This window comes from Mycolicibacterium phocaicum (assembly GCF_010731115.1).
GTDB classification, from domain to species: Bacteria; Actinomycetota; Actinomycetes; order Mycobacteriales; family Mycobacteriaceae; genus Mycobacterium; species Mycobacterium phocaicum.
Window position 1 is genome coordinate 2,114,861 of the sequence record NZ_AP022616.1, and the last position, 13,276, is coordinate 2,128,136.

Annotated in this window: 12 protein-coding genes; 2 read left to right on the top strand and 10 right to left on the bottom strand. The window is 66.9% G+C overall.

Translation table 11 applies throughout. The features are described from left to right. Positions 1 to 292: 292 nt before the first annotated feature. The 5 genes from G6N46_RS10210 to G6N46_RS10230 all read right to left on the bottom strand — a co-directional run bounded on the left by G6N46_RS10210 (position 293) and on the right by G6N46_RS10230 (position 4,388). Positions 293 to 445, bottom strand: coding sequence for a hypothetical protein (locus G6N46_RS10210; RefSeq protein WP_020102196.1), 153 nt, complete (start codon positions 443 to 445; stop codon positions 293 to 295). 95 nt (positions 446 to 540) lie between these two features. Continuing rightward, positions 541 to 1,320: a sulfite exporter TauE/SafE family protein gene (locus G6N46_RS10215; protein ID WP_138248395.1), complete on the bottom strand. Its 780-nt coding sequence runs from the start codon at positions 1,318 to 1,320 to the stop codon at positions 541 to 543. A 68-nt stretch (positions 1,321 to 1,388) separates the two neighbouring features. Then, positions 1,389 to 1,751, bottom strand: a complete 363-nt coding sequence (gene trxA / locus G6N46_RS10220; protein WP_138248394.1) for a thioredoxin — start codon at positions 1,749 to 1,751, stop codon at positions 1,389 to 1,391. 34 nt (positions 1,752 to 1,785) lie between these two features. Further along, the gene (locus tag G6N46_RS10225) at positions 1,786 to 2,988 is read right to left on the bottom strand and encodes an NAD(P)/FAD-dependent oxidoreductase (protein ID WP_138248393.1); all 1,203 of its coding nucleotides are present in this window, start codon (positions 2,986 to 2,988) and stop codon (positions 1,786 to 1,788) included. 20 nt (positions 2,989 to 3,008) lie between these two features. After that, positions 3,009 to 4,388 carry an MBL fold metallo-hydrolase gene (locus G6N46_RS10230; protein WP_138248392.1) on the bottom strand — a complete coding sequence of 460 codons (1,380 nt, stop codon included), beginning with the start codon at positions 4,386 to 4,388 and terminating at the stop codon, positions 3,009 to 3,011. Positions 4,389 to 4,696: 308 nt separating this feature from the next. On the opposite strand from G6N46_RS10230, the gene G6N46_RS10235 reads away from it, so the two are divergent. Continuing rightward, on the top strand, positions 4,697 to 7,039 hold the full coding sequence (locus G6N46_RS10235) for an FdhF/YdeP family oxidoreductase (protein WP_138248391.1): 2,343 nt from the start codon (positions 4,697 to 4,699) through the stop codon (positions 7,037 to 7,039). After that, a complete protein-coding gene (fdhD, locus tag G6N46_RS10240; protein ID WP_138248390.1) occupies positions 7,027 to 7,851 on the top strand; it encodes a formate dehydrogenase accessory sulfurtransferase FdhD in 825 nt (274 codons plus the stop codon). The genes G6N46_RS10235 and fdhD overlap by 13 nt, the downstream gene beginning before the upstream one ends. A gap of 52 nt (positions 7,852 to 7,903) precedes the next feature. On the opposite strand, the gene clpX is transcribed toward fdhD, so the two are convergent. From clpX to G6N46_RS10265, 5 genes are all read right to left on the bottom strand, one after another. Beyond that, positions 7,904 to 9,184, bottom strand: a complete 1,281-nt coding sequence (gene clpX, locus G6N46_RS10245; protein ID WP_064859772.1) for an ATP-dependent Clp protease ATP-binding subunit ClpX — start codon at positions 9,182 to 9,184, stop codon at positions 7,904 to 7,906. Between the two features lie 353 nt (positions 9,185 to 9,537). Continuing rightward, complete coding sequence (locus G6N46_RS10250) at positions 9,538 to 10,191, bottom strand: RsiV family protein (RefSeq protein WP_138248389.1); 654 nt, start codon at positions 10,189 to 10,191, stop codon at positions 9,538 to 9,540. 45 nt (positions 10,192 to 10,236) lie between these two features. Continuing rightward, positions 10,237 to 11,358 carry an AfsR/SARP family transcriptional regulator gene (locus G6N46_RS10255; protein ID WP_064859774.1) on the bottom strand — a complete coding sequence of 374 codons (1,122 nt, stop codon included), beginning with the start codon at positions 11,356 to 11,358 and terminating at the stop codon, positions 10,237 to 10,239. Between the two features lie 19 nt (positions 11,359 to 11,377). After that, complete coding sequence (locus G6N46_RS10260) at positions 11,378 to 11,869, bottom strand: hypothetical protein (protein ID WP_138248388.1); 492 nt, start codon at positions 11,867 to 11,869, stop codon at positions 11,378 to 11,380. Then, positions 11,866 to 13,080, bottom strand: coding sequence for a hypothetical protein (locus G6N46_RS10265; RefSeq protein WP_138248387.1), 1,215 nt, complete (start codon positions 13,078 to 13,080; stop codon positions 11,866 to 11,868). Before G6N46_RS10265 ends, G6N46_RS10260 begins: the two co-directional genes overlap by 4 nt. Positions 13,081 to 13,276 lie beyond the last annotated feature (196 nt).

The window sequence follows — 13,276 nt, forward strand, 5'->3', positions numbered from 1 at the left end:
AAAGCGGTGCTCACGATCGCCAGCTCGGCGCCGCCAAAATTTTGATGTCACTGCTAGTACCGATTATTGCACTTCTCTTAGGGTGCACTAGCCAGGACGCGCCAATGAGGGGCGGGGGGCGGCCACCCAAAGGCGCACGTCAGGTCGATTGCAGCCACTTGACACGTGTCAAAATGTGGCTTTCATCACGTTCCGCCGACCGGAATTCCTAAGAAAGCGGTTACCGTCCGGTAGCCGTCTGCGCTAGCGCTTCGCCGCGTCGGAAATACCCGGCGGCACAAGAGATTAGGCGTCAGTCCGGTTGGCCGTCTGGACGGGTGTCCAGACGGCGGCCATGCCACCGCAGGCGTAGCAACATCAACTGCCGGTGCGCCTGGAATCCCAACGCCAACGGGTCGGCCCAGGCGCGGCGACCCGGCGTACCACGACCGGTATCGGTATCCATACGGCCATTGTCCAGAAGCTGGGCAACCGCGCACGTCCCGCGACGGAGCGCCAACATGTCGGTCCGGTGAAGATTTGCCGACACCGCTGATCACGTCACACAAAGCTCACGACGACGGTGTCGATGAGCACATAGGCGGCGACCGCGAAGACGAGGTAGGCGAACCCATGCTGCAGCCGCCGGGTGTCGAACCGGGTCCCGAGGTGGCCGGCGATCAGCGAGCCGGCGATCGCCGTGCCCACGAACGCCGCGGCGATGGTCCAGTCGATGCTGGTGCCGCCCAGGTGGGACAGCAGGCCCGCCAGCGAGTTCGCGACGATGATGAGCAGCGAGGTACCGATCGCGACAGGCATCTCCACCCCGAGCAACAACACCAGCGCCGGAATGATCAGAAAGCCGCCGCCGACACCGAAGAGCCCGGTGAGCAGGCCGACGAGGAAACCCGCGGGAATCGACCTCGAGGCACAGCGGCGCCAGTTGATTCCCGAATCACCCACTCTGCAGGCGGTACCGGTGCCGCCGTCGTCCTGCAGCATCCGGACTCCGGCCAGCACCATCACCACCGCGAAGCCGACGAGGAGCGCCGGTTGCGGCAAGTGGCGGCCGATGGCACTGCCGACGAACGTTGCCGGGATGCCGGCGGCCGCGAAGATGGCGGCCAGCCGCCACTGCACGTGCCCGGCCCGAATCTTCGGCAACGCGCCGACCGCCGAGGCGATGCCGACGACCAACAGCGACATCGGAATCGCCTGCTCGATCCCCAGACCCAGGACATAGACCAACGCCGGTACCGCCAGAATGGAACCGCCGCCGCCGAGCAGGCCGAGCAGGACGCCGATGGCGGCGCCCAGGCCAAGGGCGAGAACGATGTTCACGGCACTTCACTCTCCTCGAACGGAACGGCGGGATGCGTCGTCGCGCGTGGCGCGCGACGACGTCTCGGTCAGTGCGTCTTGGCCGCGATCTGGGCCCGCACGTCGGCCATGTCGAGTGCCTTGACCCGGGTGATCAGATCCTCGAGGGCCGGGGCGGGCATCGCACCGGGCTGGCGGTACACGAGGATGCCGTCGCGGAACGCCATGATCGTTGGGATCGCCTGGATTTCGAGCGCCGCGGCAAGCTGCTGTTGCGCTTCGGTGTCGACCTTGGCGTGCACCACATCAGGGTGCGACTGCGCCGATCGATCGAAAACCGGAGCGAACGCGCGACACGGACCGCACCACGACGCCCAGAAATCGATGAGGACAATGGGATTGGCGGTGATGGTCGCGTCGAAGTCGGCGGCGGTCAGGTTTTTGGTGGTCATGGCGATTTCCTTTCGTGGTCGATCAATTGCCTTGCTAAGCAAGGCCTTTCAGCATCAGATTCCAATACATGAACGGCAGTCCATACTTCTTCAGGTACCAGTACGCCCGGTGCGGGATGACCGGATCGAGCAGCGGGAACGAGGGCTTCAGGTTGAGGTCGTAGTCGAATTCGGCGAGCAGCATGGCGTCCGAGGACGTGACGATCGGGCACGACGAGTAGCCGTCGTACGACGCCCGCAGCGGGCGGCCGGTCAAGAAGGAGTCGATGTTCTCGACCACCACCGGGGCCTGCTTGCGGATCGCGGCCCCGGTCTTCGAGTTCGGTGACGAACCGGCGTCACCGAGGCTGAAGACGTTGGGGTACCGCACGTGCTGCATGGTGTGCTTGTCGATGTCGACGTAGCCCATGGCGTCACCCGTCGACAGCGCGCTGCGTTTGATCCAGTCCGGCGCGGACTGCCGCGGCACGGCGTGAAGGACGTCGTAGGGCAGCATGGCGTCGGTACCACCCTCCCCGACACTGGTGACGCCGACCTTGTGCGACGCCGCGTCGACCAGGGTCACCTCGGAGTTGGTGTGCAAGGTGATGCCGTAGTCGGCGATCACCTTGTCGAGACTGTCCGCGATCGCGGGAATCCCGAACGGCCGCGCGCCCGGCATGACCAGGTGGACGTCGATGTCCTTGAGCACGCCCTGCGACCGCCAGTAGTCGGACGCCAGATACGCGATCTTCTGCGGCGCGCCGGCACATTTGATGGCGCCGGACGGAACGGTGAACACCGCCGTACCCGACCGCAGGTTCCGGATGAAGTCCCATGTCCGCGGTGCGAGGTCGAAGCGATAGTTCGAGGAGACGCCGTCACGACCCAGCGTCTCCGCCAGACCCTTGGTGCGATCCCAATCGAGTTGGATACCCGGGCAGACCACGAGCGCGTCGTATTCGTAGGTGGCGCCGTCGATACAGGTGACGGTGTTGGCGTCGGGGTCGAAAGCGCTGGCGGCGTTCCGGATCCACGTCGCGCCCTTGGGCATCACCGCGGACTCGGCGCGTTCGGTCGTGGCGGCCTGCGCCTGCCCGCCGCCGACCAGGGTCCACAGCGGTTGGTAGTAGTGCTTGTCCGAAGGTTCGATGACCGCGACGTCGGTGTAGCCCTTGCGCAATAGCCGGGCCGCGACCGTGATGCCGGCGGTCCCACCGCCGACGATCACGATCTGGTGCTTTGCAGTGCTGGTCATGTCTGTGATGTCTCCTGTCTTCAGGCGTTCTCGACGGCTTCTGCCCAGGCGCCATAGCCACCCAGGATGTCGCTCACGTCGCTGAATCCGTTCCGCCGCAACAGACTTGCCGCGACCGACGAGCGGTACCCACCGGCGCAGTAGACGACGGTCGGTTTGGTGGGGTCGAGCTCGCCGAACCGAGCGGGCAACTGTCCCACCGGGATGCCGATGGCATTCGGGATGGTCCCGGCCGCGACCTCACCGGGGTTGCGGACATCGACGATCTGCAGGTTCGGCAGCGCGGCGGCCCGTTCGCCAAAAGCCTTGGCGGTCAACCGCGAGGCCACCTGGACGTCACCCCGGTGCGCGACCAACGCCGCGTACGGCTCCGCCACGTAGCCGATCACCCGGTCGAAACCGATCCGGGCGAGCCGGTTCTTGCCCTCGAGCTCCGCACCGGGCTCGGTGAACAGCACGATGTCGACGTCGGACGGCAGGACGGAACCGGCGAACTCGGCGTAGCGGCCTTGCAGCCCGATGTTGACGGCGCCGCGCAGGTGACCCAGCGCGAAATCTTCGGGGCCACGGCCGTCCACCAGGACGGCGCCGGCGTCGATCGCCGCGCGCGCCTGCTCGTAGGTCAGCGCCGACGGCATCTTGGTCTCGTCCAGCAGCTCGCGATCCTTGCGGTTGAGGATCGCGTCGTAGACGAAGTAGCCCGGCGCGGGCGGCTGCCCCTCGGTGACGAGGTCCGTGAACGAGGCCTTGTCGGTGGCGCGCAGCGCGTAGTTCGTCGCCTTCTGATCACCGATCGTCGACCACAGGTCGGTCGACAGGTTCTTGCCACAGGCCGAGCCGGCGCCGTGCGCGGGGTACACCCGGGTCGCATCGGGCAGCGTCATCAGTTTGTTGTGGAGCGACTCATAGAGCTTGTCCGCCAGTTCTTCTCGCGTGAAACCGATCGAGGCCAGCAGGTCGGGGCGGCCGACATCGCCGATGAAGAGCGTGTCCCCGGTCAGGACGCCGTAGGGCGTCGGGTCGTCGGCGTGCTCGTACACCACGACGCTCATCGACTCGGGAGTGTGCCCGGGGGTGTGACGGAACTCGAGCGTCACGTCGCCCAGCGAGTAGCGCTCACCGTCGGCGACGCCCATCGACTCGAACTCGGTCTCGGCGACAGACGAGTAGACGATCTTGGCCCCCGCGGCCTTCGCCAGCTCGAGGTGTCCGGAGAGGAAGTCTGCGTGAAAGTGGGTCTCGATGACCAATTCGATGGTCAGCCCATGCTCTTCGGCATCGGCAAGGTATCCGGCCACATCGCGCTGCGGGTCCACAACCACTGCGCGCCCGGTGGTTTCGTCACCGATCAGGTAGGACGCGTGCGACAGGCAATCCAGGTAATACTGCTGCAGGATCATCAGCGGCTTCTTTCTCCTCGTTGGGTAGCACCACTTTGAGCTATACCCTCATGAGTATTCAATATACCCCTGGGGGTATCTTATTCCAACCCGGAAAATACGGGTGGGGGTATCTGTCACGCTCTCCTGGAACGTACCCCGGCCCGTATACCCGGCGTAGAGGCTTAGGTCCCGTGCGCCGGGTGGTGCTGGTCACCGGCGCCGTACCGACCCGCGATAGGCACCGCCTATCAGGGCATCTGAAATGCCGATGACCGATGCCTCACTTCCAGACCTGAATCCCAGATTTCCGGGATTAGATTGGAGAGATGACCACCGTCAGAGACGGCCACGATGTCGACGCCACCTACGACGAACACAACATCGCGGTGACCGGCGCCGAACATGAAGCCGCCGGGGTCAAGGCCGTGATGGTCAGCATGCAGCGCGGGCTTCGGCAGATGGGTCCGGTGCGCACGGCGGAAACACTCAGCAAGATCAACCAGCGGCACGGCTTCGACTGCCCAGGCTGCGCGTGGCCAGAGGAACATGGCGGACGCAAGCTCGCCGAGTTCTGCGAGAACGGCGCCAAGGCAGTGGCCGAGGAAGCGACGCGACGCCGGGTCACCCCGGAATTCTTCGCCCGGCATCCGGTCGCCGAACTCGCCGAAAAGCCCGAATACTGGCTGTCCCAGCAGGGCCGCCTCACCCACCCGATGGTGCTGGCCCCCGGCGACAGCCATTACCGCCCGATCGACTGGGACGACGCGTACACACTGATCGCCCGCGAACTCAATGCCCTCGCCGGCCCCGACGAGGCGTTGTTCTACACCTCCGGCCGCACCAGCAACGAGGCCGCGTTCCTCTACCAACTGCTTGCGCGCAGTTTCGGCACCAACAACTTGCCGGACTGTTCCAACATGTGCCACGAGTCGTCGGGCACCGCGCTGGTCGAGTCGATCGGCATCGGCAAGGGCTCGGTCACCGTCGACGACGTCATCCACGCCGACTGCATCGTCATCGCCGGGCAGAACCCGGGCACCAACCACCCACGCATGCTGTCGGTGCTGGAGAAGGCAAAAGCGCCGGGCGCCACGATCATCGCGATCAACCCGCTGCCCGAGGCCGGACTGATGCGGTTCAAGGATCCGCAGAAGGTGCACGGCGTCGTCGGCCACGGCGTGCCGATCGCCGACGAGTTCGTGCAGATCCGCATCGGCGGCGACATGGCGCTGTTCGCCGGTCTGGGGCGGCTCCTGCTGGAAGCCGAGGATCAGGCACCCGGGACCGTGTTGGACCGCGACTTCATCGACCGGCACTGCGCCGGCTTCGACGACTACGAAAGCCGCACCCGCGCAGTCGAACTGGAGACCGTCACCGCAGCCAGCGGCATCGGCCGGGACCAGTTGCAGCGCGTCGCCGACGCGCTGGTCCGCTCCGAGCGCACCATCATCTGCTGGGCGATGGGCCTGACCCAGCAGAAGCACGCGGTGGCCACCATCGGCGAGGCCACCAACCTACTGCTCATGCGCGGCATGATCGGAAAGCCCGGTGCGGGCGTGTGCCCCGTGCGCGGCCACTCCAACGTGCAGGGCGACCGGACCATGGGCATCTGGGAGAAGATGCCCGAAGAGTTCCTGGCCGCGCTGGACGCCCGGTTCGGCATCACCTCCCCGCGCAAGCACGGCCACGACACCGTCGACGGAATCCGGGCCATGCGCGACGGGCACGCCAAGGTCTTCATCGGGATGGGCGGCAACTTCGTCTCGGCCACCCCCGACACCGACGTCACCGCCGCCGCCATGCGCAATTGCGCTCTCACGGTGCAGATTTCGACGAAGCTCAACCGCAGCCACGTCGTTCACGGCCGCACCGCACTGATCCTGCCCACCCTGGGCCGCACCGACAAGGACTTCCAGGCCGGCGGTAAACAGGTGGTGTCGGTGGAGGATTCGATGTCGATGGTGCATCTGTCGCGCGGCGGCCTCACCCCGCCCAGCGACCAGGTGCGCAGCGAGGTCGCGATCGTCTGCCAACTGGCCCGGAACCTCCTCGGGCCGGCGCATCCGGTGCCGTGGGAATCCTTCAACGCCGACTACGACGGCATCCGCGACGCCATCGCGGACGTGGTTCCCGGATGCGCCGATTACAACACCCGGGTCCGTCGGCCGGACGGCTTCCAGCTGCCCCACCCGCCCCGGGATTCCCGCGAATTCCCCACGCACACCGGCAAAGCCAACTTCTCGGCCGAACCCGTCGAATGGGTACCGGTGCCCGAGGGCCGGCTGGTTCTCCAGACCCTGCGCAGCCACGACCAGTACAACACCACCATCTACGGCTTGGACGACCGCTATCGCGGCGTCAAGGGCGGCCGGCGCGTGGTGTTCGTCAACCCGGCCGACATCGCGGCCCTGGGCCTGGCCGAGGGCAGCCGCGTCGACCTGGTCTCCGAATTCGACGGCCACGAGCGCCGCGCGAAAGACTTTCTGGTGGTGCCCTATTCGACGCCCGTTGGCAACGCCGCGGCCTACTACCCGGAGACCAATCCCTTGATCCCGTTGGACCACACTGCACGGAAATCCAATACGCCGGTGTCCAAAGCCGTGGTGATCAGGCTGGAACCGGGGGTCGCGCGCAGCGAGAGGGGAGCTGATCAGCCATGGGTCGGGTGACCGCACGGCGCCGAGCCGAACACGTCACCGCCGGCGGCGCCGTCTCCCGGCCGGAAACCCTGGCGGTCGAGGAACCCCTGGAAATCCGGGTCAACGGCACCCCCCTCACCGTCACCATGCGGACGCCGGGCTCGGATGTCGAACTCGCCCAAGGGTTTCTGCTCACCGAGGGCGTGATCGCCCGCCGCGATGACATCGCCCGTGTCGCCTACTGCCGCGGAGCCACGGAAGACGGCAGCAACACCTACAACGTGCTCGACGTGATGCTGGCGCCCCACGTCCCGCCGCCGTCGGTCGACGTGACCCGCAACTTCTACACCACCTCGTCGTGCGGCGTGTGCGGCAAGGCCTCCATCGACGCCGTCCGGACCGTCAGCCACTACTCCCCCGGCGACGACCCGACCACCGTCACCAACGCCACCCTGTCGGCGATGCCCCAACAGCTGCGCCAGGCGCAGAAGGTGTTCAACAGCACCGGCGGGCTGCACGCCGCCGCGCTGTTCAGCGCTGACGGTGAGATGTTCGTCGCCCGCGAGGACATCGGCAGGCACAACGCGGTGGACAAGGTGATCGGCTGGGCGCTCGAGCAGGGCCGCGTTCCGCTGACCGGCACCGTCCTGCTGGTGAGCGGCCGGGCGTCGTTCGAACTGACCCAGAAGGCCGTCATGGCCGGTATCCCGCTGCTGGCGGCCGTCTCGGCACCGTCGTCGTTGGCCGTCGACCTGGCCAGCCAGGCCGGGCTCACGTTGGTGGCCTTCCTCCGCGGCGAGTCGATGAACGTCTACAGCCGGCCGGACCGCATCCTCCGATAGCTGTGAAATGGAAAAGCCCCCGCCGGCGGCGGGGGCTTTTCCATTGGCGGAACTAGGCGCTCTTGTCGCGGCGCTCCGAGCGGGGCGCCTTGCGCGGCACGATGGTCGGCAGCACGTTGTCCTGCACGGTCTCCTTGGTGACGACCACCTTGGCGACGTCGTCGCGGCTCGGGATGTCGAACATCACCGGCTGCAGGACCTCTTCCATGATGGCGCGCAGGCCACGGGCACCGGTCCCGCGGTGGATGGCCTGGTCGGCGATCGCGTCGAGGGCGTCGTCGGTGAACTCCAGCTCCACCCCATCCATCTCGAAGAGCCGGACGTACTGCTTGACCAGAGCGTTCTTCGGCTTGGACAGGATCGACACCAGCGATTCCTTGTCCAGGTTGGTCACCGACGCCACGACCGGGAGGCGGCCGATGAACTCGGGGATCAGACCGAACTTGATCAGGTCCTCGGGCAGCACCTCGGCGAAGTGGTCCTGCGTGTCGATCTCGGCCTTGGAGTGCACCTCGGCGCCGAAGCCCAGACCACGCTTGCCGACCCGGTCGGACACGATCTTCTCCAGGCCCGCGAACGCCCCGGCCACGATGAACAGGACGTTGGTGGTGTCGATCTGGATGAATTCCTGGTGCGGGTGCTTGCGACCGCCCTGCGGCGGCACCGACGCCTGCGTCCCCTCGAGGATCTTCAGCAGTGCCTGCTGCACGCCCTCACCGGACACGTCGCGGGTGATCGACGGGTTCTCGCTCTTGCGGGCGATCTTGTCGACCTCATCGATGTAGATGATGCCGGTCTCGGCGCGCTTGACGTCGTAGTCGGCGGCCTGGATCAGCTTCAGCAGGATGTTCTCGACGTCCTCGCCGACGTAGCCGGCCTCGGTCAGCGCGGTCGCATCGGCGATGGCGAACGGCACGTTGAGCATCTTGGCCAGCGTCTGCGCCAGGTACGTCTTGCCGCAGCCGGTCGGCCCGAGCATCAGGATGTTCGACTTGGCGAGTTCGACCGGCTCAGCCCGGGAATCGCGCGACTTCTCCTGCGCCTGGATGCGCTTGTAGTGGTTGTAGACAGCCACAGCGAGGGTCTTCTTGGCGTTGTCCTGACCGATGACGTAGCCCTCGAGGAAGTCCCGGATCTCCTGGGGCTTGGGCAGCTCGTCGAGTTTGACGTCGTCGGCGTCGGCCAGTTCCTCTTCGATGATCTCGTTGCAGAGGTCGATGCACTCGTCGCAGATGTAGACGCCAGGTCCAGCAATCAGCTTCTTGACCTGCTTCTGGCTCTTTCCACAGAACGAGCACTTCAGCAGGTCACCGCCGTCTCCGATGCGCGCCATGGGGTGAGGCCCTACTTTCTCCGGTCGCCGTCAGTCGTTACACCAGATAGTGGGTTATTTCGGGTGTGATCCCGACGCTACCCGTTCGCTCCGTTGCGGTGCGACCGAAAGGGCCGAATCGCTCCGGTGGTATTTATCCGTGTGCAGGAGAACATAGCCCGATCGGTGGCTTGCCACCCCTCGGCGCGCTGACCGTGATTCTGGCGTGTCTTTCCGGCGCCGGTTGGCGTTGGCTCGGCAGGCCGGCCAGACATACTCTGATCAGGGCTGTTCACCTATCCGCAACCCTACCGTGTGCACATCGAAGCCGCCGACGCATTTCGCGGCCAGCGCAAGCCGGCGGCCCGTCGGGCCTACCCCTGGAGCCGGCCGCCCAGGTCACCCACCGGCACCGCGATCGTGAGCGGGCCGCCGTTGCCCACGAGCTGGCTCTCGCCGAAAAAGAAGGTGACGGCCTCGTCGGTGATCGCGAAATTCCGGTACGAGCCACGGTCCGGTTCGATCAACGCCGCGTTGCGCGCCTTCAGCGCGTGCTGCACCACCGGCGTCAGGATCGCCGCCGGATCGGACCCCGGCCCGAACAGCGTGTCGATGGTGATCGGCCCGCCGGCCCCGTAGGTGAAGGTCCGGTACCGGATGTCGGGGTGGCCTTCGTGGGCCAAGCCCGTGGGGTCGACGATCTTGAGCACCAGGCTCTGCGTCCGCGCCGAGCGGTACATCGTCGGCGTCACGGTCTCCTCATACCCCCGGCCGCGGCCGAACTTGTCCACCCAGCCGACGAAGCCGTCGCGGTCCTGGGCCAGGAAGTCCGCGACCGCCTGCTGATCGGGGTAGTCGACCGGGAAGGCGGCGGTCCGCTCGTACCCGGCGCCGACCTCATGGATGCGGCAGATGCCGGTGACGTCGGGCGTCCCGCCGAGAGCGCCACACGACTGCTGCGCGGACGCAGCCGGCGCCAAGCTCAGGAACGTCGCCGTCGCGGCCAGGGCAAGAGCCGAAATCCTCATGCCGTCATGGTTCGCCGCCGCCCTTGGCAGATTCTTGGTGTGCGGCTACCCGAGTTCGAGGGTGAATTCATGCGCGCCGATGCGGATGCGATCGCCATCGAACAGATTGGTGTTGGCCTCGATCCGCATGCCCTGCACGTAGACGCCGTTGGCCGAACGCAGGTCCACCATCACCGGTCCACTGCCCGCATCGACGATGACGGCATGGTGCCGGCTGACGTCCGCGGCGTCGAGCACGATGTCGTTGTCGGCCAGGCGACCGATGCGGGTCGCCATGGCGCGCAAGGCGAACCACTGCCCCGACGCGTCGCGCAGGCCCGCCCTGGACGCGCTCGTCCGCGTGGAGTCCGACCGGAGCCGGCCGATGGTGTGCACCGCCGTCGCCTGCGCAGTGCCCTGTACGTCGAGTGGTTCCTGCCGCAGAATGCGTTGCTGCAGGGCACTTATCGCCGCGCCGGGATCGATGCCGAGGTCCTCGGCCAGGATCGACTTGACGCGCCGGAACGCGTCGAGGGCATCCGCCTGCCGCCCGCAGCTGTAGTAGGCGGTGATCAGCTGCGCCCACAGCGGTTCGCGGTAGGGATGCTCGGCAACCAGCGATTCCAGCGGCCCGATCACCAGAGCCGCCTGGCCGCAGGCGATTTCGGCTTCCGCACGCGCGGTCTCCACGACAATGCGCTCGTCGACCAGCGCGGCGGCGACGGCGTCGACGAAGGCAAAGTCGGACAGGTCGCCGAGGACCGGGCCACGCCACTGCGCCAGGGCCGCCGACAGGTGCACCGCCGCGGACGGGAAGTGACCGGCGGCCGCCGCCCGTACCCCGGCGACCTTCTCCTTCTCGAAGCGCCCCAGGTCGGTTGCGTCCTCCGCGACATCGAGACGATAGCCGGGCGGGGCGGCGGCCAGTGTCTCCCGCGGCATTCCGGACTCCGCCAAGATCTTTCGCAGATTGGAGATGTAGGAATGCAACGCGGTACGGGCGGCCGCGGCCGGGGACTGCTCCCACACCGCGTCGATCAACGCGTCCACCGACACCGGCCGCCCGCGGTTGAGTAGCAGCATCGCGAACACCGCACGCTGCTTCGGTGCGCCCAGTGAGACGACGTGGTCGCCGGCAGCCATTCGCAGCGTGCCCAGAACACCGAAGTCGATTCCGGCCGGCCGCATGGGCCGAGGGTATCTGGTGCTATCGGCCGATGCGGGCTATTGCCAGTTCCGCGAACGTCTTCAGCGTTTCGCAACGCCACACGTAACTGCCCGTGACGCGGTAGATCCGTTCCCCCGTCAACAACACGGTGAGCGTCGTCGACGGCGGTGTGACATTCGGCTCATAGGTGCAGACCGCCTGCAGTCCCACATCGGCGAACTCGGTGGCTCTCGGCCACTCGGCCACCTGGCGGAATGTCGTTGCCGCGTCCCATGGGAACGCGTCGGCGAAGCGGACATCGGATTCCAGGCTGCGGCCGCACACCGGTTCGCCCAATACCCGGTAGGCGCAGGACAATTCGGGAAGATGAGTCCGGATCGGATCCGCCGTCGCCGGCCCTTCGAGAAAGACCGCGGCCTCGTCGGCGCTCACCCAGGTGCAGGCCTCGGTGGTCGCATCGTCGGCACGTGCGGCCGGCGCCACCACGATCGCCATGACGACTGCCGCCAGCACGGCTCCGAATCGCCTCACGACTGATAGCCGCGGCCGAAGGTCAACGCGTCGATGACGCGTCCGTCGTTGGCGGTCGGACCCAGCAGCACCCTGGTGGCGTTCGATGCGGGGTTGTAGGCCATCAGTGCCGTCGACGGGCTGCAACCACTTGTCGCCTTGAGGACCAATGACCCGCCGGACGCCCCGACGACGTCGATCTTGTCGCCTGCCCCAGGCACCTTGACCCGCTGCGTGTGCCCGTCTTCGGTCACGCGCGACAGGAAGATGACGCCGCAGGCACCGAGTGATTGCACGAAGGTGCCACTGGGCAGCTGCCAGGCGTCCATGTCGCCATAATCGCCTTCGAATCCCGGCTCATTCTTCGCGTTGTTGAGGGCGGTGAGCGCGGTCGGCGCCGATCCGTCGAGCGGCACCTTCCACAGTTGGCCGGCCGCGGAGTTCTCGATGTTGCAACGGGCCACGAAAGCCGTCGGCGTCAGCCACCGGGTCGTCAGGCACACGCCGTTCGTCATCGGCGCCGGCAGCACCCGCCCGATGGTTCCGTCGTTGCTCATGAGGACGAAGCTGTTGTCGGTTCGCAGGGCCGCGTCGGTGCCGCGGTTGGCCGTCGACAGCACGAGCGTGGTGCCGTCGGGGGTTTCGAGGTAGTCGCCGCCGAATCGGCCGGCGCCGGCAAGGTTCTCGGTCGGGTAGGTCAGTTGCACGTTGCCCGCGAGGTCGACGCGCTGCAAGGTGCTGGGCTGCCCCTTGCTGGTGGTCGACAGCACGATGGCTTCACCGTTGGGGCGGCTGAACCGCGCGGACGCCGCCGAGGGGAACGACGTCTGCCGGCCGGTGTGCAGATCGACGACGATGACGGTGTCGTTGCCGATCGAGAACAGCGCCCGGCCGCCGTCACCCGACCAGTCCAGCAGGTGCGGCTTCCACCCCTTGTCGTTCGGCTCGAACGTCGTGATGGCGTACCGGCGCCCCGCGGGATCGATCAGAAACAGTGTGTTGGCAGCGTTCTCGGGCCGCGGCTCTTCGGGCGCCGGCCGCTCACCCGGACGGTGCCCGGCGACCGGGTTCCAGGTGGCCAGGGTCCAGCCGTCGCCAACCTCGTTCCACGGCACCGGCATCGAGGTATCGGATACGGGGTTCGCCTGCGCCACCGGCGATCCGGCGACCATGGCCGCTGCCAGAACGGCGGCGGCCACGACGGCGGCGGTGCGGCGGAAGTGTCGGCTCATGACAGGTCCTGTTCGGTGGCCGGGATTGGTGGTCAGGTCACAGGGTGCGGTGGGCGCCTTGGCGATTTCTTGGCGCGCGGCGAGCGACTGCCTTCGACATTCGACATAATGTTCCAACTACGTCAATTAGTCTTCATGCCGGGGAGGACCACTCCCTTGCGACCAACGCACGCAATCGAATACGGGAAGGCACCGC

Excerpts from the sequence above, each read along its gene's own strand:
- G6N46_RS10210 (WP_020102196.1), bottom strand. The coding sequence starts at position 445 with ATGGATACCGATACCGGTCGTGGTACGCCGGGTCGCCGCGCCTGGGCC.
- trxA (WP_138248394.1), bottom strand. The coding sequence starts at position 1,751 with ATGACCACCAAAAACCTGACCGCCGCCGACTTCGACGCGACCATCACC.
- G6N46_RS10225 (WP_138248393.1), bottom strand. The coding sequence starts at position 2,988 with ATGACCAGCACTGCAAAGCACCAGATCGTGATCGTCGGCGGTGGGACC.
- G6N46_RS10230 (WP_138248392.1), bottom strand. The coding sequence starts at position 4,388 with ATGATCCTGCAGCAGTATTACCTGGATTGCCTGTCGCACGCGTCCTAC.
- G6N46_RS10235 (WP_138248391.1), top strand. The coding sequence starts at position 4,697 with ATGACCACCGTCAGAGACGGCCACGATGTCGACGCCACCTACGACGAA.
- fdhD (WP_138248390.1), top strand. The coding sequence starts at position 7,027 with ATGGGTCGGGTGACCGCACGGCGCCGAGCCGAACACGTCACCGCCGGC.
- clpX (WP_064859772.1), bottom strand. The coding sequence starts at position 9,184 with ATGGCGCGCATCGGAGACGGCGGTGACCTGCTGAAGTGCTCGTTCTGT.
- G6N46_RS10250 (WP_138248389.1), bottom strand. The coding sequence starts at position 10,191 with ATGAGGATTTCGGCTCTTGCCCTGGCCGCGACGGCGACGTTCCTGAGC.
- G6N46_RS10255 (WP_064859774.1), bottom strand. The coding sequence starts at position 11,358 with ATGCGGCCGGCCGGAATCGACTTCGGTGTTCTGGGCACGCTGCGAATG.
- G6N46_RS10265 (WP_138248387.1), bottom strand. The coding sequence starts at position 13,080 with ATGAGCCGACACTTCCGCCGCACCGCCGCCGTCGTGGCCGCCGCCGTT.